At 66.4% G+C, this 22886-nt stretch carries 19 protein-coding genes, 1 tRNA gene and 1 pseudogene; 10 read left to right on the plus strand and 11 right to left on the minus strand.

The window, feature by feature from the left end:
- Positions 1–4 precede the first annotated feature (4 nt).
- Positions 5–868 (minus strand): PepSY domain-containing protein, encoded by an 864-nt coding sequence (locus K2Y56_RS01925; protein ID WP_292504335.1) that lies wholly within the window; start codon positions 866–868, stop codon positions 5–7.
- Between the two features lie 641 nt (positions 869–1509).
- Between K2Y56_RS01925 and gltB the strand changes: the two genes are divergently transcribed.
- The 3 genes from gltB (at position 1510) to K2Y56_RS01940 (ending at position 8366) form a co-directional block, all read left to right on the plus strand.
- Positions 1510–6216, plus strand: a complete 4707-nt coding sequence (gene gltB / locus K2Y56_RS01930; protein WP_292504337.1) for a glutamate synthase large subunit — start codon at positions 1510–1512, stop codon at positions 6214–6216.
- Between the two features lie 8 nt (positions 6217–6224).
- Entirely contained in the window at positions 6225–6824 is a 600-nt protein-coding gene (locus K2Y56_RS01935; protein ID WP_292504340.1) for a glutathione S-transferase family protein, read from the plus strand.
- A gap of 111 nt (positions 6825–6935) precedes the next feature.
- The gene (locus K2Y56_RS01940) at positions 6936–8366 is read left to right on the plus strand and encodes a glutamate synthase subunit beta (protein WP_292504343.1); all 1431 of its coding nucleotides are present in this window, start codon (positions 6936–6938) and stop codon (positions 8364–8366) included.
- Between the two features lie 5 nt (positions 8367–8371).
- On the opposite strand, the gene K2Y56_RS01945 is transcribed toward K2Y56_RS01940, so the two are convergent.
- The 3 genes from K2Y56_RS01945 to galE form a co-directional block, all read right to left on the minus strand.
- Positions 8372–9745, minus strand: coding sequence for an SGNH family hydrolase (locus tag K2Y56_RS01945; RefSeq protein WP_292504345.1), 1374 nt, complete (start codon positions 9743–9745; stop codon positions 8372–8374).
- 115 nt (positions 9746–9860) lie between these two features.
- Entirely contained in the window at positions 9861–11039 is a 1179-nt protein-coding gene (locus K2Y56_RS01950; RefSeq protein WP_292504402.1) for a lytic murein transglycosylase, read from the minus strand.
- Between the two features lie 41 nt (positions 11040–11080).
- Positions 11081–12073, minus strand: a complete 993-nt coding sequence (gene galE, locus K2Y56_RS01955; protein WP_292504346.1) for a UDP-glucose 4-epimerase GalE — start codon at positions 12071–12073, stop codon at positions 11081–11083.
- Positions 12074–12302: 229 nt separating this feature from the next.
- On the opposite strand from galE, the gene galU reads away from it, so the two are divergent.
- On the plus strand, positions 12303–13169 hold the full coding sequence (galU, locus tag K2Y56_RS01960) for a UTP--glucose-1-phosphate uridylyltransferase GalU (protein ID WP_292504348.1): 867 nt from the start codon (positions 12303–12305) through the stop codon (positions 13167–13169).
- Between the two features lie 283 nt (positions 13170–13452).
- Here galU and K2Y56_RS01965 read toward each other — a convergent pair whose 3' ends face one another.
- Positions 13453–14358, minus strand: a complete 906-nt coding sequence (locus K2Y56_RS01965; protein WP_292504349.1) for an N-formylglutamate amidohydrolase — start codon at positions 14356–14358, stop codon at positions 13453–13455.
- 195 nt (positions 14359–14553) lie between these two features.
- Here K2Y56_RS01965 and cpdR point away from each other — a divergent pair, with 195 nt between their 5' ends.
- From cpdR to K2Y56_RS01985, 4 genes are all read left to right on the plus strand, one after another.
- Positions 14554–14910: a cell cycle two-component system response regulator CpdR gene (gene cpdR / locus K2Y56_RS01970; protein ID WP_003603128.1), complete on the plus strand. Its 357-nt coding sequence runs from the start codon at positions 14554–14556 to the stop codon at positions 14908–14910.
- Between the two features lie 115 nt (positions 14911–15025).
- Positions 15026–15289 (plus strand): glutaredoxin 3, encoded by a 264-nt coding sequence (gene grxC / locus K2Y56_RS01975; protein ID WP_292504351.1) that lies wholly within the window; start codon positions 15026–15028, stop codon positions 15287–15289.
- Complete coding sequence (locus K2Y56_RS01980; protein ID WP_292504353.1) at positions 15286–16143, plus strand: carbon-nitrogen hydrolase family protein; 858 nt, start codon at positions 15286–15288, stop codon at positions 16141–16143. The genes grxC and K2Y56_RS01980 overlap by 4 nt, the downstream gene beginning before the upstream one ends.
- 21 nt (positions 16144–16164) lie before the next feature.
- The gene (locus K2Y56_RS01985; protein WP_292504355.1) at positions 16165–16635 is read left to right on the plus strand and encodes a DUF1178 family protein; all 471 of its coding nucleotides are present in this window, start codon (positions 16165–16167) and stop codon (positions 16633–16635) included.
- Here the strand turns inward: K2Y56_RS01985 and K2Y56_RS01990 are convergent, their stop codons facing one another.
- From K2Y56_RS01990 to K2Y56_RS02005, 4 genes are all read right to left on the minus strand, one after another.
- Entirely contained in the window at positions 16636–17124 is a 489-nt protein-coding gene (locus tag K2Y56_RS01990; protein ID WP_292504357.1) for a disulfide bond formation protein B, read from the minus strand.
- 33 nt (positions 17125–17157) lie between these two features.
- A complete protein-coding gene (locus tag K2Y56_RS01995; RefSeq protein ID WP_292504360.1) occupies positions 17158–17739 on the minus strand; it encodes a YqaA family protein in 582 nt (193 codons plus the stop codon).
- Positions 17740–17865: 126 nt separating this feature from the next.
- On the minus strand, positions 17866–18138 hold the full coding sequence (locus K2Y56_RS02000) for a YiaA/YiaB family inner membrane protein (protein ID WP_292504363.1): 273 nt from the start codon (positions 18136–18138) through the stop codon (positions 17866–17868).
- A 47-nt stretch (positions 18139–18185) separates the two neighbouring features.
- Positions 18186–18866, minus strand: a complete 681-nt coding sequence (locus K2Y56_RS02005) for a PspA/IM30 family protein (RefSeq protein WP_292504365.1) — start codon at positions 18864–18866, stop codon at positions 18186–18188.
- Between the two features lie 172 nt (positions 18867–19038).
- On the opposite strand from K2Y56_RS02005, the gene K2Y56_RS02010 reads away from it, so the two are divergent.
- Positions 19039–19123: transfer RNA gene (locus tag K2Y56_RS02010), tRNA-Leu, on the plus strand.
- A gap of 99 nt (positions 19124–19222) precedes the next feature.
- On the opposite strand, the pseudogene eat reads toward K2Y56_RS02010, so the two are convergent.
- Positions 19223–20594, minus strand: a pseudogene (eat, locus tag K2Y56_RS02015) (ethanolamine permease).
- Between the two features lie 71 nt (positions 20595–20665).
- A complete protein-coding gene (locus tag K2Y56_RS02020; RefSeq protein ID WP_292504368.1) occupies positions 20666–21826 on the minus strand; it encodes a ceramide glucosyltransferase in 1161 nt (386 codons plus the stop codon).
- A gap of 116 nt (positions 21827–21942) precedes the next feature.
- Here K2Y56_RS02020 and K2Y56_RS02025 point away from each other — a divergent pair, with 116 nt between their 5' ends.
- On the plus strand, positions 21943–22884 hold the full coding sequence (locus K2Y56_RS02025; protein ID WP_292504370.1) for an FAD-dependent oxidoreductase: 942 nt from the start codon (positions 21943–21945) through the stop codon (positions 22882–22884).
- Positions 22885–22886 lie beyond the last annotated feature (2 nt).

Genomic DNA, 22886 nt, shown 5'->3' on the forward strand with positions numbered 1-22886 from the left:
CGGCTTACTCGGCGCCGCCCTTCTCAGCGGTCCCCGGCACGACGGTCGCGCCGTCGATGACGCGAACCGGGCGCTTGGCATCGGCCGGAGGATCCTTCCAGGCCTGGGCCTGCGGTGCCTTCGAGGCCATGCCGTCCGCCTTGGGAGCCTCCACCGGGTTGGGTTCGGCAGCCTTTGGCTCGGCGGGCTGAGGCGCAGCCGCCGGGGCCACAGCCGGAGCGGCCTTGGGCGGCTCGATCGCGGCCGTCGGTGCTTCCGGCTTCGCAGGCGCAGGCGTTGCGGCCTTGGGTGCATCGGGCGTGATGCGGGGAGCCGCCGGCTTTGCGGGTGGGTTCAGCCTGACGACCTTCTTGGGAGTCTCGGGGCGCGCGGCGCCCGCATCGGGATTCAGGCCGGACGGATTGCGATCCAGGGGTTCGGTGCGCTGGAGGCGGGCGAGAGGAGGCGCGGAGGGGATGTTGGCCGGCGGGACCATCCTTTCGGCTTCGTACATCGGCCGGCGCTGGGCGACATCGTCCTCGGTCCATCCGAATCCTGGCGCGGTCGGGCGGCTGACCCTGATTGGTGGGGCCGAAAGCCGCCGACGGCCGAGCACGGCGCCATCCTCGGCGTCGATGAAGAGGCGGATGCGATCACCGTAAGGGTTGGTGGCTTCGACCACGTAGGCACGGCCGTCGAAGCGAGGCCGGTCGATCTGCGTGAACCCGCGGTCGCTCAGGCGCGCCACGACGGCGCGCGGCGGCAGCAGATCGTCGAATCGATCGAAGTATTGCGCTTGGGCCGGGATCGCGGCGAGGGCCGCCGAACCGATCAGGACATACCAGAGGGCTTTCAAGGAGCGCACAGGCGCCTTGCGGCTCGAAACCATGGGACCTCGTCACTCAGATTGATGGCCCCGCCCGAACCTGAGCGCGGACGAGGCCGTCGTAATTTGGAAAGCCCGCTTTTGCCGCGGGTCTCGCCGATCGTGGCCGGGGTTGTCCCCGCATCCGCCTCGTGCTTGGCAAGCCTTTGTTAAGCGGGGGATTGGGGCGAGATTGCGAGGTGATCCGGGCGGCATCGCGCCGTTCGGTGTCGGATCGTTTCGCAGGCCCTCATCCCTGGGGTGAAGACCTGCCACCACGCCGCAGGCACAGGCGCTTCGAAAACTGAAGCGATGCGTCCTCCACCACTTGCTGGAGACGTTAAAATCTGTAATGTGCAGTCGTTAGGACAGTATGACTGTCCCATTTTCGATCCCCTGCGACTCCGACGATTCGCTATGCAGGGATGGGTGGGGATCTCGGCGCGTGACGGTGCTGGCGACCAAACGAGATTCGAAACCGGTCGCCACCACGGCGACGCGGTCTCGTACGGCTTGACCCGAGCCGCTCCGGGTCCGCGTCTGGCGGTCCCGTATTGACCGAAACCCCGTAGCGGACCTGCGACAGCGACGAGAACGGCACCACGGTGCCGAGGCACGAAACATGCTCGCCCGCGAGCCTGAGCGGAAGATGAGGGATGAAGCGCATGGCCGCATCTGCTGAGTTCGGGATCCTGCAAGGATCCATCCCCGCCTCCCGCGATGGCGGCGCGCCGATCATCGTGCGCGATCAGGCGCTGCCAGTGGCACAGGGGCTGTATGACCCGGCCCGCGAAGGGGATGCCTGTGGCGTCGGCTTCATTGCCGACATGCATGACCGCCGCACCCATGCGATCGTCCAGCAGGGCCTACTCATCCTTAAGAATCTCGACCATCGCGGTGCGGTCGGCGCCGATCCGAAGATGGGCGACGGCTGCGGCATTCTCACCCAGATCCCGCACGCCTTTTTCCAGGCTGAATGCGAGGCCCTCGGTTTCACCCTGCCCGAGCCGGGCCATTACGGCGTCGGCATGTTCTTCCTGCCCAAGGACGAGGAAGGACGCCAGATCGTCGAGGATATCGTCGCACAGGTTCTCGCCGACGAGGGTCTGCCGCAGCTCGGCTGGCGCGACGTGCCCGTGGACTCCGAGGACCTCGGGATCCGCGTCAAGGAGACCGAGCCGTTCCACCGTCAGGTCTTCATCGGGCGCCCGGCCTCGATCGCGGACGAGGACGCTTTCGAGCGGCGCCTCTTCACCGCGCGCAAGGTCATCTCGACCAAGGTCTACGGCCTCAACGACCCGAAGGTGAAGGCCTATTACCCGGTCTCGCTCTCGACCCGGACCATCGTCTACAAGGGCATGGTTCTGGTGACCCAGCTCGGCGAATATTACCGCGACCTGCAGGACGAGCGCTACGTTTCGGGCCTCGCGCTGGTCCACCAGCGCTTTGCCACCAACACCTTCCCGACCTGGCAGCTCTCCCATCCCTACCGGATGGTCGCGCATAACGGCGAGATCAACACGCTACGCGGCAACGTCAACTGGATGGCGGCGCGCCAGGTCAGTGTCGATTCCGAACTCTTCGGCAACGACATCTCGAAGCTCTGGCCCATCTCCTACGAGGGGCAGTCGGACACCGCCTGCTTCGACAATGCGCTCGAGTTCCTGGTCCAGGGTGGCTACTCGCTCGCCCATGCCATGATGATGCTGATCCCGGAGGCCTGGGCCGGCAACCCGCTCATGAGCGAGGAGCGCAAGGCATTCTACGAGTATCATGCCGCCCTGATGGAGCCATGGGATGGCCCGGCCGCTGTCTGCTTCACCGACGGACGCCAGATCGGCGCGACCCTCGACCGCAACGGCCTCAGGCCCGCCCGCTACCTCGTGACCGAGGATGGCCTCGTCGTTCTCGCCTCCGAGATGGGCGTGCTGCCGATTCCCGACGAGACCATCGTCGAATCCTGGCGCTTGCAGCCTGGCAAGATGCTGCTCATCGACCTGCAGAAGGGCCGCATCGTCTCCGACGAGGAGATCAAGAGCGAGCTCGCCGCCGCGCATCCCTACGCGCAATGGGTGAAGAACACCCAGATCGTGCTCGAAGACCTCAAGCCCGTCATTCCCCGCGCCTCGCGCTCCGACGTCTCGCTGCTCGATCGACAGCAGGCCTTCGGCTATAGCCAGGAAGACCTCAAGCTGCTCATGGCGCCCATGGCCGTCACTGGCCAGGAAGCTGTCGGCTCGATGGGTACCGACACCCCGCTCTCGGCTTTGTCCGACAAGCCGAAGTCGCTCTACACCTACTTCAAGCAGAATTTCGCGCAGGTGACGAACCCGCCGATCGATCCGATCCGCGAGGAGGCCGTGATGAGCCTCGTCTCGTTCATCGGGCCGCGGCCGAACCTGCTCGATATGGAAGGTGCCTCCCGCAAGAAGCGCCTCGAGGTGCGCCAGCCGATCCTGACCAATGGCGATCTCGAGAAGATCCGCTCGATCAGCCATTTCGAGGACCGCTTCGACACCAAGACCCTCGACATGACGTTCCCCGCGGAGGCCGGGGCGGCGGCAATGGAAGGTGCGCTCGACCGGCTCTGCGACCGGGCCGAGGTCGCCGTTCGCGGCGGCTACAACATCATCATCCTGTCGGACCGCGGCATCGGGCCGGACCGCATCGCGATTCCCGCGCTACTCGCCACGGCTGCGGTTCATAACTATTTGATCCGGAAGGGGCTTCGGACGTCTGTCGGACTCGTCGTCGAGTCGGGTGAGCCGCGCGAGGTGCATCACTTCGCATGTCTGGCCGGCTATGGCGCCGAGGCGATCAATCCCTACCTCGCCTTCGAGACGCTGATCGCCATGAAGGACGAGTTCCCGCCGGACCTCACCGACGACGAGATCGTCTACCGCTACATCAAGTCGATCGATAAGGGCCTGCTCAAGGTCATGTCCAAGATGGGCATCTCGACCTACCAGTCCTATTGCGGCGCCCAGATCTTCGACGCGATCGGCCTCAACTCGTCCTTCGTCGCCCGCGACTTCTTCGGCACCGCGACGACGATCGAGGGCATCGGCATGGCCGAGGTCGCCGAGGAGACCGCCCGGCGTCATGCCGACGCGTTCGGCGACGCGCCCGTCTATCGCCACGCCCTCGATGTCGGCGGCGAATACGCCTACCGACTGCGCGGCGAAAGCCATACCTGGACGCCCGACACCGTGGCGACCCTGCAGCACGCCGTGCGCCTCGGCCTGCCCGAGCGCTACCGCGAATACGCTCGGCTCGTGAACGAGCAGGAGAACCACCTCAAGACCATTCGCGGCCTGTTCCGTATCAAGCAGGCGACCGAGATCGGCCGCGCGCCGGTGAACATCGAGGCGGTCGAACCGGCCGCCGACATCGTCAAGCGCTTCGCCACCGGCGCGATGTCCTACGGCTCCATCTCGAAGGAGGCGCACGAGACGCTGGCTATCGCGGTCAACTCCTTCGGCGGCCGTTCGAATTCGGGCGAGGGCGGCGAGGAGGTCGAGCGCTTCAAGCCGATGGCCGACGGGCGGTCGCGCCGCTCGGCGATCAAGCAGGTGGCGTCCGGCCGCTTCGGGGTGACGACGGAGTATCTCGTCAATTCCGACATGATGCAGATCAAGGTCGCGCAGGGCGCCAAGCCCGGCGAGGGCGGCCAGCTGCCCGGCCACAAGGTCGATGCCAAGATCGCCAAGGTCCGCTACGCCACGCCGGGCGTCGGCCTGATCTCGCCGCCGCCGCACCACGACATCTACTCGATCGAGGACCTGGCCCAGCTCATCTTCGATCTGAAGAACGTGAACCCGTCCGCCGATGTCTCGGTGAAGCTCGTCTCCGAGGTCGGCGTCGGCACGGTCGCCACCGGCGTTGCCAAGGCGCGGGCCGACCACATCACGATCTCCGGCTTCGATGGCGGTACCGGCGCCGCTCCTCTCACCTCGATCAAGCATGCGGGCGGACCCTGGGAGACCGGCCTTGCCGAGACCCAGCAGACGCTGGTGCTCAGCCACCTGCGCGGCCGCGTCGTGCTCCAGGCCGATGGCGGCATCCGCACCGGCCGTGACGTGCTGGTCGCGGCCCTGCTCGGCGCGGACCAGTTCGGGTTCTCGACCGCGCCGCTGATCGCGGCCGGCTGCATCATGATGCGCAAGTGCCACCTCAATACCTGCCCGGTCGGCGTGGCGACGCAGGACCCGGTCCTGCGCAAGCGCTTCAAGGGCACGCCCGAGCACGTGGTGAACTACTTCTTCTACGTGGCCGAGGAACTGCGCGAGCTGATGGCGGAAATGGGCTTCACCAAGCTCGAAGACCTCATCGGCCGCGCGGACTACCTCGACACCAAGGAGGTCATCGCCCACTGGAAGGCGAAGGGGCTGGACTTCTCCAAGCTCTTCCATCGACCCGATGTCGGTCCCGAGGTGGCGATCCGCCATGTCGAGAAGCAGAAGCACCCGATCGACGACGTGCTAGACCGTCGGTTGATCGAGGCGGCGAAGCCCGCACTCGAACGGGCCGAGCCCGTCGCCATCGAGGACGTGATCAGGAACTCCGACCGGACCGCCGGCGCCATGCTCTCCGGCGCCGTCGCCAAGCTCTACGGCCACGAAGGCCTGCCCGACGACACCATCGTGGTGAACCTCTCGGGCACCGCCGGCCAGAGTTTCGGCGCCTGGCTCGCCGCCGGTGTGACCGTGAAGCTCACCGGCCATGCCAACGATTACGTCGGCAAGGGCCTGTCGGGCGGCAAGCTCATTATCCGCCCGTCCGACGCCCTCAAGGCGCCGGCCGGCCACACGATAATGGCCGGCAACACCGTGCTCTACGGGGCGATCGCGGGCGAATGCTACATCCGCGGCTCGGCCGGCGAACGCTTCGCCGTGCGCAATTCCGGCGCGATCGCGGTGGTCGAGGGCATGGGCGACCATGGCTGCGAATACATGACCGGCGGCGTCGTCGTGTCGATCGGCGAGACCGGGCGCAACTTCGCGGCCGGCATGTCCGGCGGCATCGCCTACGTCCTCGACGAGGACGGCTCGTTCGCCGCCCGGTGCAACCTCTCCATGGTCGATCTCGAACCGGTGGAGGAGGAGGACGACGTCATGCGCCGCTTCCACCAGGATGGCGACCTGGAGACCAAGGGGCGCGTCGACATCCTCGCCGACATGTCGGGCCATGACGAGGAGCGGCTCTCGCAGCTCATCACCAACCATCTGAAATACACCGGCTCGCCTCGCGCCAAGGCGATCCTCGACGATTGGGCAGGCTACCGCACCAAGTTCGTCAAGGTGATGCCGGTGGAGTACCGCCGGGCACTTCGCGAGATGGAGATGGCGCGGATGCCGGTGGCAGCGGAATAGGGTCGGGCATGCGGATCTACGGCGATCCCGTCTCCGGCAACTGCCTCAAGGTGAAGATCGTCGCCGATTTCGTTGGGCTCACCTACGACTGGGCTCCGGTCGACATCCTGAAGGGCGATAGCCGAACACCCGATTACCTCTCCCGCTTTCCGGCGGGGCAGGTTCCGGGCCTGCAACTCGACGACGGGCGCTGCCTGGCGCAATCTAACGCGATCATGCGGTACCTGGCGCGCGGCAGCGCCCTCGTCCCGCAGGAGAGCTTTCTGCAGGCCAAGATGGACGAATGGCTGTTCTGGGAGCAGTACAGCCACGAGCCAAACATCGCGGTCTGCAGGTTCGAGATGCGCTATCTCGGCAAGCCTGCATCGGCGCGCGACCCCAATCGGGTCGCCCGCGGCGAGGCGGCCCTCGACCTGATGGAGCTGCATCTCGGTGCTGCAGATTGGTTCGTCGGCGACGACGCGACCATCGCGGATGTCGCCCTTTACGCCTATACGCACTGGGCCGACGAAGGTGGATTCGATCTGGGGCCGAGGCCGGCGATCCGGGCTTGGCTCGGCCGTTGCACCGAAGCTTTCGGGGCAGGAACAGAGACGGCAAAGAGGTAAGGGCCGGTCGGCGTCACGCCGGATCGGTAAGAACAAGACACCAGCGCGGAACGAGCCGACCCGGCCGATTTCTGCGCGGCGGATCAGACAGACGCGCGAAAGACGGGCACGATGGGCAAGGTCACGGGTTTTCTCGAGTTCGATCGGCAAGAGCAGAAGTATCAGCTCGCGGCAGACCGCGTGCGGCATTTCCGTGAATTTACCCTGCCACTGGACGAGCACGACCTAAAGAAGCAGGCAGCCCGCTGCATGGATTGCGGCATCCCGTTCTGTCACGGCGATACCGGCTGTCCGGTTCACAACCAGATCCCCGACTGGAACGAGCTCGTCTATCAGTCGGACTGGGAGGAGGCGCACAGAAACCTCCACTCCACGAACAACTTCCCCGAATTCACCGGGCGCATCTGCCCAGCGCCCTGCGAAGAGGCCTGCACCCTCAACCTCGAGAACCAGCCGGTCGCGATCAAGACGATCGAGCAGGCGATTGCCGACCGCGCCTGGAACATGGGTTGGGTCAAGCCGGAGCCCGCCGAGACTCGCACGGGCAAGAAGGTCGCGGTGATCGGTTCAGGCCCTGCCGGAATGGCCGCAGCGCAGCAACTCGCGAGGGTTGGTCATGAAGTCCACGTGTTCGAGCGCGAGCCGAAGGCCGGTGGCCTGCTCCGCTACGGTATTCCCGACTTCAAGATGGAGAAGCGCCACATCGACCGGCGCGTGACGCAGATGGAAGCCGAAGGCGTGCGCTTCCACTACGGCGTCAATGTCGGCCTCAACAAGCAGATCGATGAGCTGACCTCGGAGTTCGACGCCGTGCTCTTCGCCGGCGGTGCCGAAGACCCGCGCAACCCGCAGCTTCCCGGCCAGGACCTCGCCGGCGTCCATTATGCGATGCCGTTCCTGGTTCAGTCGAACCGGCGTGTGGGCGCCGAGCCGATGCCAGGCAACGGCGAGCCGCCGATCCTTGCCACCGCCAAGAACGTCGTCGTCATCGGCGGCGGCGACACCGCATCGGATTGCGTCGGGACTTCGTTCAGGCAGGGCGCGCTTTCTGTGACCCAACTCGACATCCGTCCGCGCCCACCCGAGCGCGAGGACAAGCTCAGCGTCTGGCCCTACTGGCCGACCAAGATGCGGACTTCGTCGAGTCAGGCGGAGGGCGCCGAGCGTGAATTCCAGGCGGCGACCCTCAGGCTCGAGGGCAAGAAGGGCAAGCTCACCGGCGTCGTGTGCACCCGCGTCGACGAGAAGCGTCAGCCTATTCCCGGTGGCGAGTTCGTCCTGCCGGCCGACCTCGTCTTCCTGGCCATCGGATTCGCCGGTTCCGTCCGCAAGGGCCTGCTGGAGGAGTCCGGCGTCGCCATGGACAAGCGCGGCAACGTAACGGCCAACGACCGTGATTATCGGACCTCACACGAGAAGATCTTCACGGCAGGCGACATGCGCCGTGGCCAGTCCCTCGTTGTCTGGGCCATCCGCGAGGGCCGCCAGGCCGCCCGTTCGATCGACGAAGCCCTGATGGGTGCCAGCGTCCTGCCGCGCTGATCTCCCTAGCGCGGCGACCATCGGAAATCATCGGCCCGTCCGGGTTGAGGCGCCGGAGCGGCACCCTGGACCATGGTTCTTTCCAGGGCGGCTGACGTTTCGCTCTCGCGTGGGCGACCACTCATCAGCGTTCCTCCCGGCGAAACTTCGGCCCTGCTGAGAGGCACCACCGGCCCGGCAGCGGGCTTGACCGGCAGGGCCGGTATTCCGGGCGGTTCGGGCAAACTCGGCAGCATCGCCGTGATCAGCTTATCGATGGCTGCGGTATCGTCGAGCCGCGGCAAGTCCGCGCCGAGGCTGGATCCAGATGGCGTAGCCGCAACAGTGGCTGCCGGCTCCGCCGAATTCGGCGTATCGGCGCCCATAAGGCGCTTGAGTTCGACATCGGCGAAATGCGCGACCTTGCGGGAACCCGCGCCGGTGAAGTGAACGCCGTCCGAGGTTCTCAGCTTGGCCATCTGGCCATCGAGATCCGGACCCGTCACCGTATAGCGGTTGCGGTCATCCACGAAGGCCGGCCAAATGTCGACATAGGTGCCCCCCGACTTCGTGACCCTCTCCCGGTAGATGTCGTTCATCGCGGCAAGATCCTTCGATAGATTCTCGCTGCGCATCGGAGGCGTGCCGACCCAGATCAGCGGCACCTTGCGGTCTGTGAACACCTTGACGAGGGCATCGACCCGATTGCGGTAGATCTCGCGCCAACGCTCGCTTAGCGGTTCGAAGGCCTGGTCGCCCTCACGGATCGGCTGGCGATCGTTCGCGCCGAGCATGACGAGGGCATAGGTGGTCTTCTGTCCAGCCTTCAGCGCCTCCTCGGCGGACTTCGGCCAGTCCACGACATCCTTGCGGACGAGCCCGCTATCCGCCCGGGAACGGTCCAAGACCTCCACATCGGCATTGTCCTCGAACACATCGTCGAGGCCGCGGCCGAGATAGCTCGCCAGGGAATCCCCGAGGACGAGCAGGCGCCTCGTGGGCTCCACCTTCGGTGCCACCGGCTTCGGTTGCGCGACGGCTGGAGGTGTCTGTCGCGGCCGGCGCGGTGCCGGCCGGCGCTCGTCGGCATAGGAAGGCGGGGCATAGCCGCGCTGCCGAACGGACGGCACGGGAGCCGGCTGTGTCTGCTGCGGACGGTCCTCCCAAGGCCAGAAGAACTGGCGCGGTGCTTCCTGTGGCGGTGCCTGGTAGCGGCGCGCACTCGGCCGCGCGCCATAACCGTCGTCACGGTAATAGTCCGGGGGGCGGCGGCGCGGGACGTCGTCGTAACCGCTCCATTGCGCCAGAACCGGTGCCGCATCGGTGAGGCAGAACAGGGCGAACGCCAGAATCTGCACCGTGAGGATGCGCCCGGCTGCCAGATGACACCGAGCAGGCATCGCCCTCCAAAAATTCGTCGGTTCCATGCAGATGGACCTTGTCGTCACCGGCCCGGTACGCGAGGGCCTCGCAGCCTGAGAACATATAGGGCGAACCGAGCCCGGCGCCGAATCGTCAGCGGTACGTCTGCACATGTGCGAGGAGCTCGGGGGTCGCATAGCCGTCTGCCACGAGGCCGGCGCCGATCTGATAGCGCCGGACCGCTTCCCGGAGTTTCGGCCCGGCGCGGCCGTCGGTCTCCCCCTGGTAGAAGCCCGCAGCGGCGAGACCCTTCTGAAGGGCCTGCAGGCCGGCCCTGTCGAGGCGCGAAACGGCACTAGGCCATGGCACGGCGAGGGGTGGCCCACCGGCCAGGCGGTCCGCGAGGTGTCCGATGGCGAGGGCATAAGAATCGGAGGTATTATAGCCGCGGATCACCTCGAAGTTATCGGTGATGAGGAAGACAGGGCCGCTCGCGCCGCCGGGCAGGAAAAGGCTCGCATTTCCGGAAGCGGGCAGTGCCTTGCCATCGATCCGGCGTACGCCTCGTCCGGCGAAATCGGAGAGATCCCCGCGATAGCGCGTAAGGTCGAATCCGGGCGGCAGCGTCACGGCGTATCCCCACGACAGGCTCGCATTCCAGCCGAGGCTTCGCAGGAAGGCGGCGATGGAGGCAAGGGCGTCTGGACGCGAGGTCCAGATGTCGCGGCGCTTGTCGCCATCGTAATCGACGGCATGCTTGAGGTAGTTCGAGGGCAGGAACTGGACCTGCCCCATGGCGCCGGCCCAGGACCCCTTCATGGTGCCGGCAGAAACGTCGCCCTGTTCGAGGATGGTGAGCGCCGCCAGGAGCTCGTCGCGAAAAAGTGTGCCGCGGTATCGGACCTGCGAGAGGGTCGCCAGTGAGCGGATGACCGACGTGGTCCCGCCGCTGGCGCCGAAATCGGATTCAACTCCCCAGATCGCCACTAGGACCGCGCGGGGAACGCCGTAGCTCGCCTCGATCCGTGACAGGGTCGCATCAAGACGAGCAGCTTCTGCTTTCCCCCTATCGATCCGCCCCGACGATACTGCGCCCACGAGGTAGTCCCAAACCGGTCGCGAGAACTCCCCTTGCGCGCGGGTCCGGCTAATGACGGCAGGGTCTGGTGCGGTGACATCCTTGAACGCGGCAACGAAAGTGGCATCCGAGATCCCCAGCGCACGTGCATCGGGTTTCAGGGCCGCGACGAAAGCCTGGAATTCCCGGACAGTCGCCGCCTCGGCAGGTTGCTGGCGCTGCGCTGGTGCCGCAATCGCCCAGGGTGACACCATCGGAGCCAGAAGGGCAACCAGCGAGATGGCGGTGAAGCGCGTCACGTCCGGTTGCGGCGGGTGAGGGCTTCCTCCCAGGCAAGCGCCTGAGTGACGATGCCCTGAAGGTCGTCATTCTGCGGGCGCCAGCCGAGACGCTCGCGGATCCGGTCCGCCTTGGCGACGATCCGGGCTGGATCGCCGGCACGACGGGGGGAAAGCTTGACGGCAAAATCGACGCCTGAGACGCGTTTGACGACCTCGATCACTTCCAGCACCGAGTAGCCCCGGCCATAGCCGCAATTCAATGTCAGGCTCTCGCCGCCGCCGCGCAGGTGTTCGAGCGCGAGGCGATGTGCTTCGGCAAGGTCCGAGACTTGGATGTAGTCACGCAGGCACGAGCCGTCCGGCGTAGGGTAATCGGTGCCGAAGACCTCTAGATGCCGCCGCTGCCCGAGCGCCGCCTGGGTCGCGACCTTGATGAGGTGGGTGGCGTTCGGAGTGGATTGCCCGCTCCTGCCCCTGGGGTCGGCTCCGGCAACGTTGAAATAGCGCAGGATCACGTAATTGAAGCCGTGAGCTTCGGCGGCATCGGCGATCATCCACTCGCTCATCAGCTTCGAGCGGCCGTAGGGATTGATCGGCGAAGCAACGAGGTCCTCGGGAACGGGAACTACCTTGGGCTCGCCGTAGACCGCAGCGGTCGAGGAGAAGATGACGTGCTTCACGCCTTCCTTGACGGCAGTCTCGATGAGGGCGCGGGTCTTGACCGTATTGGCGAGATAGTATCCGAGCGGGTCGGCCACCGAGTCCGGAACGACGATACGGGCCGCAAAATGCGCGAGGGCGTCGATGCCGTGGCGGCGGATGACGTCGGCGACAAGGGTTTGGTCGCTGACGTCGCCGACGACGAGAGTGACCTCCGGCGGCAAAGCCCAATCGAAACCGGTGGAGAGATCATCGATGACGATGACGTCGTCGTGCCCGGCGTCGATCAGCGCAAGCACCATGTGGCTGCCGATGTAACCCGCGCCACCCGTTACAAGAACCGCCATTTCTTATTCCCTTGCCGTGATCCTGCGGGGCAGCCGAAGACCTGATCGTGGACGGACGAGGACCGGATCGAAGGCTCTCCTCTTGCCGGCGACGTTATATCGGAAAGGTATCACATCGTTTATGCCACGAGAGCGCGGTGGATGTCAGGGATTATGCGCCGGTCGATGGGGGCTGGTCGTCCTGACGGTCATCGCGACCGTGTGTCTTTCCGTAGCCGGGTTCCGATTGATGAAACCGATTCGCAAGGCCGTCCTTCCTGTCGCGGGCCTCGGCACCCGCTTTCTCCCGGCGACGAAGGCGGTCCCGAAGGAGATGTTGACGGTCGTTGACCGGCCCGTGGTGCAGCACGTCGTCGATGAGGCCCGCGAGGCTGGCATCGAGCATTTCATCTTCGTCACCGGCCGGGGCAAAGCGGTCATCGAGGATCATTTCGATATCGCGTTCGAACTCGACCACATGCTTCGGGAGCGCGGCAAGGAAGCCGCCTACGAGGAACTCAAGCGCGACCTGCCGAAGGCCGGCCAGACGAGCTTCACCCGCCAGCAGGCGCCGCTCGGTCTCGGCCATGCCGTCTGGTGCGCCCGCGAGATCGTCGGCGACGAGCCCTTCGCGGTGCTCCTGCCGGACATGCTCAGCCGCGGCTGCATGGGCCAGATGCTGGCCGCCTACGAGCGCCATGGCGGCAACGTCATCGCCGTCGAAGAGGTCAAGCCCGAGGAGACGCACCAGTACGGCATTGTCGGCGTCGGTCAGACCTTCGGGCAGACCTTCGAGATCGACGGAATGGTCGAAAAGCCGAAGCAAGGAACGGCGCCCTCCAACTTCATCATCTCGGGGCGCTACATTCTTCAACCGGAGATCTTCTCGATCCTCGAACGCGGCGAGAAGGGAGCGGGCGGTGAGATTCAGCTCACCGACGCGATGATCGCGCTCGCCAAGCAGCAGGCCTTCTTCGGGATGCGCTATGAGGGCCGGACATACGATACCGGTTCGAAGCTCGGCTTTCTCACAGCGAACCTCGCCTATGCCCTGGAGCGCAAGGAATTGGCCGAACCGCTCAAGGCCGAGATCGAACGCCTGCTCCGTGGTTCGTGAGAGCGCGTAGGCGGATTGCTTAGCTGGTGCGTGCAGCGCGGCGCGGGCATGCATGCAACGCAGCCATTCAGACGAGAACGTCCTTGCTTTTTGTGCGTCGCACTTTAATTATTGCGTTGCGGGATCGCGATGGCGTCGCGGTCCGGCAGCCCTTCTTGGGCGTTTCCTCCCTAGACTTCGGGCCGCTCTTCGGAGCGGCCTTTTTTCTTGGGCCATGCATTTCTTCTGGTGTCAGGCATCGTCGGAGCTGACAGCTCAAGTCGTCCGGCAAGACTGGTTGAGGCTATTCGGCGGCGATGCGCCGGGGCGTGAGATCGACGATCTCCGCTGCGACCGCAACGACCATCTCTCGCAGGTGCCATATCAGACCGGAGAATCCGTCCGTCACGGCGAGCGACGTCTCGTTCATGTAGAGGCCGCGGTTGATCTCGATCTGCAAGGCATGGCGCCCGATCCCCGGCTCACCGTAATGCTCGGTGATGAAGCCGCCGGCATAAGGCTTGTTGCGCAGGACCTTGAAGCCGCGGGACCTGAGGTGCTGTTCGACGAGACCGGTCAGGAGTGGCGCGCAGCTCGTCCCGAAGCGGTCGCCCAGGATGATGTCGGCCTTCGTTCCCTCGTCGCGTCCGAGGCTCGATGACGGCATCGAGTGGCAGTCGATCAGGATCGCATAGCCGAACTGCCTGGCCGTCCGCTGGATCAGGGCGCGTAGGGTGCGGTGATAGGGCTTGTAGAGTGCCTCGATACGCTCGACAGCGTCTTCGACCGGCAGGCGTCCGCGGTAAATCTCCTGCCCGTCCGCCACGACGCGCGGTACGGTGCCAAGTCCGCCCGCGACCCGCATTGAGCGGGTATTGGCGAAGGGCGGCAGGCGCCCGTCGAACATCCGTGGGTCGAGTTCGTAAGGTTCGCGATTGAGATCGAGATAGGCGCGAGGGAAATGCGCCCGCATCAAAGGTGCCCCGAGATCGACCACCGGGGCGAACAGCCGGTCCACATGTGCATCCTCCGATCGCCGGAGCGCAAGGGCGTCGAGGCGTGAGGATGCGAGGAACGAGCGAGGATAGACCGAACCGGAATGCGGCGTGTTGAAGACGAACGGAAGAGAATGGACCTCCGGCTCGTCGACCACGAAGGGCGGATCGAAGGCGGCGGAGGCGGAAATCTGGTTCGTGAACGGTTCTGTCATCGCAGCCAGGACGGGGGAACGCGCGCCGTTACTTTGCTGGCTCGCACCCTGGCTGTCCACTCCGATCGTGCGCCCGCGAGCATGGCCCGCGTGCCGGGAGGCACGGGCCGGGCCCGCGACTGTCAACACCTTGTTTACCAAGCGGACGCTTTATGGGAGGAACACACCGAATCGAAGGGTATGGGACGCCGCACGATGAAGATCCTCCTGGCGGAAGACGACAACGACATGCGGCGCTTCCTGGCCAAGGCGCTCCAGAACGCCGGCTACGATGTGCTGTCCTTCGATAACGGTCTTTCGGCCTATAACCGGCTGCGCGAAGAGCCATTCGAACTCCTCCTGACCGACATCGTCATGCCGGAGATGGACGGCATCGAGCTCGCACGCCGCGCCACCGAGCTCGACCCCGACATCAAGGTCATGTTCATCACGGGCTTTGCGGCCGTGGCGCTCAACCCCGACTCGAAGGCTCCCAAGGACGCAAAGGTCCTCTCCAAGCCGTTTCATCTCCGCGACCTCGTCAACGAGGTGGAGAAGCTGCTCGCCGCCTGAGTCTCTGACCGGGCTAGCCGAAAAACAGGTGCTTCCGGGGGCTGCGATAGCCCTGTACAAGGACGGATCGAGGCGGCGCCGTTCCGGTGCCACGCCCTGGAACCCGTTCAGCCTCATGTCGCAGCCGGTGACCCTCTATACCACCTCCTGGTGCCCATATTGCGCGGCGGCAAAGTCTCTGCTGCGGGAGAAGGGCGTCGCATTCACCGAGATCGACGTCGAGAAGACCCCAGGGTCGAGGGCGGCGATGGTCCAGCGGGCGGGCGGGCGCACGAGCGTGCCGCAAATCTTCATCGGCGAAACTCACATCGGTGGCTGCGACGACCTGCACGCGCTCGATCGGGCCGGCAAGCTCGACCCGCTCCTGCTCGCCGCATGAGTGCCACCGAACCGACATCCCGCTTTGTCGCCGCCTGCATCCAGATGCGATCGGGCCGCGAGATCGCCCCGAACCGCGATGCCGCGGTGGCAGGGCTGCGCGAAGCCGCTGCCGCGGGCGCCCACTACGTTCAAACCCCGGAGATGACCTCTCTGGTCGAACGAGAGCGAGCGCGGCTGCTCGAGCGGGTGAGGGTTCAAGGCGAAGACGAGACCCTGGCGGCCTGCCGCCAGGCGGCGCGCGATCTCGGCATTACGGTCCAGATCGGCTCGCTTCCGATCCTGAACGGCGACAAGGTCGCCAACCGAGCCTTCCTCATCGACGGCAAGGGCGACATCGTCGCGTCCTACGACAAGCTCCACCTCTACGATGTCGACCTTCCCAACGGCGAGCGCTGGCGGGAATCGGCGCTGTATACTGGCGGGGCCTGCGCTGTCGTCGCCGATACGGCCTGGGCGCCGATCGGCCTCGGCATCTGCTACGACCTTCGTTTCTCCGCCCTCTACCGGGCCTTGGCCGAAGCGGGAGCGTCGATTCTGACGGCGCCCGCCTGCTTCACGCGCCAGACCGGCGAGGCGCATTGGCACGTCCTGCACCGTGCGCGTGCCATCGAGACGGGATCCTTCATGATCTCGGCGGCGCAGGGCGGCCGCCACGAGGACGGCCGCGAGACCTACGGTCATTCTCTCATCGTCGATCCCTGGGGCCGTATCCTGGCCGAAGCGGATGGGGATGCTCCCGGTGTCATCCTCGCCGAGATCGACCTCGCCCGCGTCGCCGATGCGCGCGCTCGAATCCCGACGCTGGAGCATTCGCGGCCCTTCACCGTCGAGAGGATCGGGCGTCCTGCCTGACCTCGAGGACGACATTGCATCATGATCCGCTACACTCTCGCCTGCGAGGCCGGGCACGGTTTCGAGAGCTGGTTTCCGTCGAGCGAATCCTACGACGATCAGGCGGCACGCGGCTTCATCAGCTGCCCGATCTGCGGCTCGGCCAAGGTCGCCAAGACCATGATGGCGCCCGCGATCGGGCGGGCAAGCCGTGCGGCCGAGCCGTCGGCCGCGGCTAACCTTCCTGTGGCCGTGCCCGCGCCCGAGCCGGCCACCCTGATGGCGGAGCCCGAGCAGCGCCTGCGCGCCATGGTCAGGGCGCTTCGCGAGCATGTCGTCAAGACCGCAGACGATGTCGGCCCGCGCTTCCCCGACGAGGCGCGGCGCATCCATTACGGCGAGGTCGAGGAACGGGCGATCTACGGCGAGGCGAGTCCGGAGGAGGCCCGCGCCCTCGTCGAGGAAGGGATCGCCGTGGCGCCGCTTCCGATCCTGCCCGAGGATCGGAACTGATCAGCGGCGCGCCGCGGCCGTCCCTGCCACCGAAGCGAGGATTGCGGCGATGACTGCGTTCCAGCCCGCGAGGGACACGCCGAGGAAACGCCAGGCGGCGGTCGAACAATCCGCGACCCTGGTCTTGGCAAGCGCGTCGAGGAAGTCGCCGATCGCCGCCGGGGCCTGTCCCGTGCCGCCGCCGCAATCGGTCGGGCCGGACCAGAGGGCCCATTCCGCGCCTGCGTGATAGATGCTGAGGCCCGCGCCGTAGAGCAACCCCAGGGCGGCGACGCCGAGGAGCAGCCGAGTCAGCCGTTCGGGCGCGAACAGGCTCAGGAGCCCGAGCGGGATCGCCGCGTAATAGGGCAGCCGCTCGGTGAGGCAGAGCTTGCACGGCGCATAGCCGAGGACGAGCTCGAAATAGAAGGCTCCCGCCAGGGTGAGGACGGAGCCCACCACGACGGCGAGGGCGGCGCGGCGCAGCCGCAGCAGGGCGCGTTCATTCATCCTGTAAGACCTCGCATCGTCTAGCACCTTGCATCACAGGAGCACCTTGAACAGCATGAAGCCGAGGATGATGACGGCGACTGCGATCGCCGCGACGAGGTTGAGATGCCGGTCCATCACGCCGCGGATCTGGACCCCATAACGGCCGAGGAGGCCGGCAAGGAGGAAGAAGCGCGCGCCGCGGGTAATCAGCGACAGCACGATAAACCAGAAGAGGTCGTAATGGGCAAAGCCCGACGTGATGGTCACGAGCTTATAGGGGATCGGAGTGAGGCCCTTGAGCAGGATCACCCAGTGACCGTACTCGGCATAGGAGGCCTGGAACGTGGCCGCTTTGTCCGAGAGTCCGTAGACCTTGAACAGCCAGACCCCAATCGAGTCGAACAGCAGCGCACCGATCGCGTAGCCGACGAGGCCGCCCGTCACCGAGCCTATGGTGGTGATGAGCGCGTAGAACCAGACCCGATCGGGGCGGCTCACCGCCATTGGCACCAGCATCACGTCCGGCGGCACGGGAAAGAACGAACTCTCCGCGAAGGCGACGGCACCGAGCGCCCAGGGCGCGGATCGCTTGCCCGCCAGCGCGAGGATCCATTCATAGAGACGACGGATCATGGGGGGGCGTGTCCGGGATTGGCGATGGGCGCCCTTTGAGCATGGCCAACCGGACAGGGCGAGACCCCCGGCGCAGCGCGCCGGAGGTTTCTACAAGAGCTGCTCTGGAAGCAGGGTTCCTGTCGCTCAGTCCTTCCCGACCGACATCAGCAGACGCTCGGTCTTGGCATCCTCGATGCGGTTGACCATGCGCCGGCCCTCGTGGACGTCGCGGATGGTCTTGGTGGCGGTGATGCAGGACTGGACCAGCATGACGACACCCATGGTGAGGTAACCCTTCACCCAGATGTCCATCGGCATGAACAGGATGCCGAGGGCGACCATGGCGGCCGAGCCGATGAAGGAGGCGTAGGTGAAGGCGACCCAGGCGCCGGAATGCTGCGTGGTCTCGTTGGTCATGACATCTCTCCTGAAATTGGGGATGAAGGGGCGATTGTGGTTGACGGTCAGGCGGTGGCAGTCGCGACTTTGCTTTTGAGCCGCGCGAGGATGTCGGCGGCGTTGGGCCGGCTTTTGGCGCCGAAGCCCTCGCGTTCGAGCCTGTCCTTGATGTCCTGGCCCGGTTCGATCTCGGTGCGAGCTTCTTCGAGGTCGGCGGCCTCGGACTGATTGCGGCGCAGCCGCTCCAGGGTCGCCTCGGCCTCGCGGAGCGTGGCGCGGTCGCTCGTCGGCGCCGCCGCCCCGAGCCGCCGGACCGCCTCGGCCGCGGCGGCGATTCGGCGCCCGCGCTCGAGCTCGGCCTGCCGCCGCGTCGCATCCGCCACTACGTGGCGCAGGCGTCCGATCTCCGTCCCGAAGCGAAGGCGTGCGGCCCGGATCGATTCGGCTTCGCTTTCCAACTCCGCAATGGCGTCGGCGGCCTCGGTCGCGAGATCCTCGCGGCCGCCGCTCAAAGCGGCCACGGCGCGATCCTCGAGGTCGGATCCTCGGGCGGTGACCTCGGCGAGGCGCCGCGCCTCGGCACGGTCGCCGGCGATGGCGGTGGCGAGCGCGAGCTTGCTGCGCTCCAGTGAGGCCCGCGTCTCGCGGATCTGCTGGTCGAGCACGAGCAGGGCGTGGCGGTCGAACAACTCCTCCTCGGCCTGGGCGGCTGCGCCGCGAGCCAGGATCTTGAACAGCTTGAACATCGTGGACCTCCGAACCCCAGAAGCGGTGTTCACGAGTCCGGTTTGCCGCTATTTGAACGCTGTGTAAGTGCGTTTCTGCACGCCGTTCAAATTATCGGACGATGAGTTTGCGGCGGGGCAAATCCGTTGCCCTCTGGTCCGGGAAGAAAAGGTGTGCCATGAGGCTGACGTCGCGGGCGTGGTGGAACTGGTAGACGCGCCGGACTCAAAATCCGGTTCCGCAAGGAGTGTCGGTTCGATTCCGACCGCCCGCACCATCTTCCCAGCCGCGACGAGCTTCTCCTCGATCCTTAGAGCCGATCCCGGCGATCCGCCCTGACGGTCGCTCAGGTGGGGCATGTCCGGCGGGAAGCGGTTCAGATCGCTGGGTCGAGTGCAGGGACCGGGACAGCCGCCTTGCCCAGAAACCGCGACGCGATCACGGCGATCGCCATCAAGCTGGCGAAGACCGCGAAGATGACGGGATTGTAGACGACGAGGGCGACGAAGCAGACCCCGGCCATTGCCAGGGCGAAGGCGGGCGCGACCGGATAGAAGGGCGCCAGATATGGCCTTGCCAGATTCGGCTCCGTTCGGCGCAGCTTGAACAGGCTGGCCATGCTCATGGCGTACATCACCAGCGCGCCGAACACCGCCATGGTGACGATGCTGGCGGTCAGGGACTGACCGGCGATCTGGATGAGGTTGTCGCTGAAGATCGCCGCAATGCCCACGGCGCCGCCGAGAAGCGTGGCGATATGCGGCGTGCGGAAACGCGGGTGGACCGTGGCGAGGACCTTGGGCAGGTAGCCCGCGCGGGCGAGGGCGAAGATCTGGCGCGAATAGCCCATGATGATGCCGTGGAAGGAGGCGACGAGGCCGAACAGGCCGAGCCAGACCAGCATGTGCAGCCAGCCGCTCGATTCGCCGACTACGGTCTTCATCGCCCGGGGGCAGGGGATCGTTGAGGTTGCTCAGCGTTTTCCAGTCGCCGACGCCGCCCGCGAAGATCATCACGCCGAAGGCAAGGACCGTCAGCGTGAGGACACCGGTGATGTAGGCGATGGGAATCGTGCGCTTGGGGTCCTTCGCCTCCTCGGCCGCCATGGCGACGCCCTCGATGGCGAGGAAGAACCAGATCGCGAAGGGAATCGCCGCGAACATCCCGCCGATGGCGGGGAGGCCGAAGCTGGATTCTCCGGCCCAGCCATTGGCGGCGAAGTTCGACCAGCTGAAGGCCGGCGCCACGACGCCCATGAAGACGAGGAGTTCGCCCACGGCCAGGATGGTGACGAGCAATTCGAACGTCGCCGCGATCTGCACGCCGACGATGTTGAGCAGCATGAACACGAGATAGGCGCCGAGCGCGGCGTGCTTCGGGTCGAGGCTCGGGAACTGGACGTTGAGGTAGGCCCCGATGGCAAGGGCGATGGCCGGAGGGGCGAAGACGAACTCGATCAGCGTCGCGAAGCCGGCGATGCACCCGCCCGTCGGCCCGAAGGCACGGTAGCTGTATGCGAAGGGGCCGCCAGCCTGAGGGATGGCCGTGGTGAGTTCGGTGAAGCTGAAGATGAAGGCGACGTACATCGCCGCGATCAGCGTCGTGGTGACGAGGAAGCCGAGGGTGCCGGCACTCGCCCATCCATAGCTCCAGCCGAAATACTCGCCGGAAATGACGAGGCCGACCGCGATGCCCCAGAGGTGAAACGCATTGAGGCGCTTATCGAGTCCCGGTCCCGTGCCTGCCATCTCACCGCTCCTGGTCGCCGAACCACGTTCGATCAAGGGCGGAGCAAGATCGTTGCCGTGTCAACGAAGGTTCAGGCTGCACTCGCGCGGGGCCGCAGGCGACCGGTTTCCTTGGGGCGGATCTCCATGGCGTTCCCGCGCCAGACGATGGCGCTCTGCATCCAGGCGCTGGCCCAGATCGCCGGGAACAGAGCGTCCCTCACCAGGAAGGCGAGGAAGAGGCGCGGCCCGCGGTGCCAGCCGATACGGGCGGCCAGCATGTACTCGCCGGCGTACCAGAGGGTCGTCAGTACCGCGAGGCCGCCGGCCAGGATCGCGCTCGGCGCCGCCGCGAGGGCGATCGCGAAGGGCAGGAGCGGCCCGGTCCCGATCTCGGGGGCGAAGAACAGCGGAAAGGTCACGCGGCGCAGCCGGGCCCAGCGCTGCTGACGCGACCAGATCTCCTTGAGGCTGCGCCGCCCGAGCGGCTGCTCGAAGGGGGAGGCGACGAGGTGGACGCGGCGTCCCGCCGCCCGCACCAGCTTCGTCGCGGCCGCATCCTCGGCGATCTCGGCGGCAAGGGCACGGATCCCGCCTCGCTCGTCGAGGAACGGCTTGTGCCAGAGCATGCTCTTGCCTTGAGCAAAGCCGAGTCCCACGCTCTCGCCGGCATATTGCCAGCGTGCCTGAAGGGTATTGAGGAAGGCGCATTCGAGTTCGGCGAAGAACCCGTCCGGGCGGGCGCCCACGGGGGTCGAGCAGACGAGGCCGGTATCTGCCCGCCACGAAGCCTGGAGGCGCTGCAGATAGTCCGGCGGCATCAGGACGTTGGAATCGGCGAGGACGACCCAATCGTGGCGGGCCGCCTCCCAGCCGCGCACGCAGTTGTTGAGCTTCGGGTTGTCGCTCACGCGCTCGTCCCCGAGGATCAGCCGCGACGGCACCCGAGGATGCGCGGCCATGAGGCGATGCAGAAGCGGAACGACGGGGTCGTCGGCATCCGCCACGCAGAAGATCAGCTCGTATTCGGGATAATCGAGAAGGAAGCCGCGGGTCAGCATCTCCTCGCTGAAGGCCTCTATGCCGCAACACGGCCGCACCAGGGAAACCGGTGCTCCTGTCGGGAAGCTCGATGAGCCGCGGTCGCGCCCCAGGCGGCGGCCCGCGAGGACGAGGCTCGTCAGGTTGACGAGAGTCAGGAGGGCGCAGAGCGATAGGGCCAGCACCAGGCCGGTCCCGACGTTGCCCGTCATTGCCGTTTCCTCCGCGGGTCGAGCCTTGCTGGGGCGCCACACCACATCGATCGGCCCTAACAGCCGTCCTGTTTCAGCCGTATGACAGTCACCGGACTGCGAAGCGGGAGGATTGCATGACGGATCCGCGGCGTGTCGCGGTGCTCGGGGCGGGCCTGGCAGGCGCCACGGCCGCCCGGCGGCTGGCGCAGGCGGGCCTGGAGGTCGTCGTCCTCGACAAGGGCCGTGGCGTCGGCGGCCGCATGGCGATCCGCCGGGTCGGGGAGGGAGTGTCCTTCGATCACGGCGCGCAGTTCATACACCCTCGCGGACAGGCATTCCTCGATCAGATCGCCGACTGGCGGAGTCGCGGGATTGTCGCGCCCTGGGGCGGCCACGGGCGCTTCGTCGGCACGCCGTCGATGACGGCGCCTGTTCGCGATTTGCTCGCCGGGCTCGATGTCCGCACCGGGACGACGGTGACGTCCCTGACCCGTGAGGCGCAGGGCTGGCGCATCGTCACTGGGGAGGGCCGGGTGCCGGAACTCTTCTCGGCCGTGGTGATCGGTTTCCCGTCCATCCAGGCCAAACACCTCGTCGAGGCATCCGGCCTGGAACTCACCGGCGTCGATACGGCGGCCTACGCGCCGTGCTGGTCGCTGCTGCTCGCCACCGATGGACCGGCGCCCTTCGCGCAGACCGATCGCCGGGGAATCGGCGGCGCCATCGCCACCATCGTGCGCGACGATACTCGTCCCGGGCGCCCTCCCGGCACGCGGCTGACGGTCCATGCGGGGCCGGACTGGTCGCGACGTCACCTTGAGGAAACCAAGGAGGTCGTAGCCGAACGTCTCCTCGGAGAAGCCGAGGCCTGTCTCGGCAGGCCGATCGTGCCGACCTACGCCGCCGCCCATCGCTGGCGCTACGCCCTCGTCGAGACCGCCCTTGGCCGCGACTGCCTCTACGATCCGGGGCTCAGGATCGGCGCCTGCGGCGACTGGTGCCTCGGGCCGCGCATCGAGGCCGCTTTCGACAGCGGCTCCGCCCTGGCGGCCCGCGTGCTCGCCGATCTCGGCTGATC

This window comes from Methylobacterium sp. (genome assembly GCF_019745455.1).
GTDB lineage: Bacteria > Pseudomonadota > Alphaproteobacteria > Rhizobiales > Beijerinckiaceae > Methylobacterium.

What these genes read in the sequence shown, in the direction of transcription:
- K2Y56_RS01925 (WP_292504335.1), bottom strand. Translation starts at nt 868, where the DNA reads ATGGTTTCGAGCCGCAAGGCGCCTGTGCGCTCCTTGAAAGCCCTCTGG.
- K2Y56_RS01935 (WP_292504340.1), top strand. Translation starts at nt 6,225, where the DNA reads ATGCGGATCTACGGCGATCCCGTCTCCGGCAACTGCCTCAAGGTGAAG.
- K2Y56_RS01980 (WP_292504353.1), top strand. Translation starts at nt 15,286, where the DNA reads ATGAGTGCCACCGAACCGACATCCCGCTTTGTCGCCGCCTGCATCCAG.
- K2Y56_RS01990 (WP_292504357.1), bottom strand. Translation starts at nt 17,124, where the DNA reads ATGAATGAACGCGCCCTGCTGCGGCTGCGCCGCGCCGCCCTCGCCGTC.
- K2Y56_RS01985 (WP_292504355.1), top strand. Translation starts at nt 16,165, where the DNA reads ATGATCCGCTACACTCTCGCCTGCGAGGCCGGGCACGGTTTCGAGAGC.
- galU (WP_292504348.1), top strand. Translation starts at nt 12,303, where the DNA reads ATGAAACCGATTCGCAAGGCCGTCCTTCCTGTCGCGGGCCTCGGCACC.
- K2Y56_RS01995 (WP_292504360.1), bottom strand. Translation starts at nt 17,739, where the DNA reads ATGATCCGTCGTCTCTATGAATGGATCCTCGCGCTGGCGGGCAAGCGA.
- K2Y56_RS02000 (WP_292504363.1), bottom strand. Translation starts at nt 18,138, where the DNA reads ATGACCAACGAGACCACGCAGCATTCCGGCGCCTGGGTCGCCTTCACC.
- K2Y56_RS02025 (WP_292504370.1), top strand. Translation starts at nt 21,943, where the DNA reads ATGACGGATCCGCGGCGTGTCGCGGTGCTCGGGGCGGGCCTGGCAGGC.
- gltB (WP_292504337.1), top strand. Translation starts at nt 1,510, where the DNA reads ATGGCCGCATCTGCTGAGTTCGGGATCCTGCAAGGATCCATCCCCGCC.
- K2Y56_RS02005 (WP_292504365.1), bottom strand. Translation starts at nt 18,866, where the DNA reads ATGTTCAAGCTGTTCAAGATCCTGGCTCGCGGCGCAGCCGCCCAGGCC.
- cpdR (WP_003603128.1), top strand. Translation starts at nt 14,554, where the DNA reads ATGAAGATCCTCCTGGCGGAAGACGACAACGACATGCGGCGCTTCCTG.
- K2Y56_RS01965 (WP_292504349.1), bottom strand. Translation starts at nt 14,358, where the DNA reads ATGACAGAACCGTTCACGAACCAGATTTCCGCCTCCGCCGCCTTCGAT.
- K2Y56_RS01940 (WP_292504343.1), top strand. Translation starts at nt 6,936, where the DNA reads ATGGGCAAGGTCACGGGTTTTCTCGAGTTCGATCGGCAAGAGCAGAAG.
- grxC (WP_292504351.1), top strand. Translation starts at nt 15,026, where the DNA reads ATGTCGCAGCCGGTGACCCTCTATACCACCTCCTGGTGCCCATATTGC.
- K2Y56_RS02020 (WP_292504368.1), bottom strand. Translation starts at nt 21,826, where the DNA reads ATGACGGGCAACGTCGGGACCGGCCTGGTGCTGGCCCTATCGCTCTGC.
- K2Y56_RS01945 (WP_292504345.1), bottom strand. Translation starts at nt 9,745, where the DNA reads ATGCCTGCTCGGTGTCATCTGGCAGCCGGGCGCATCCTCACGGTGCAG.
- galE (WP_292504346.1), bottom strand. Translation starts at nt 12,073, where the DNA reads ATGGCGGTTCTTGTAACGGGTGGCGCGGGTTACATCGGCAGCCACATG.
- K2Y56_RS01950 (WP_292504402.1), bottom strand. Translation starts at nt 11,039, where the DNA reads ATGGTGTCACCCTGGGCGATTGCGGCACCAGCGCAGCGCCAGCAACCT.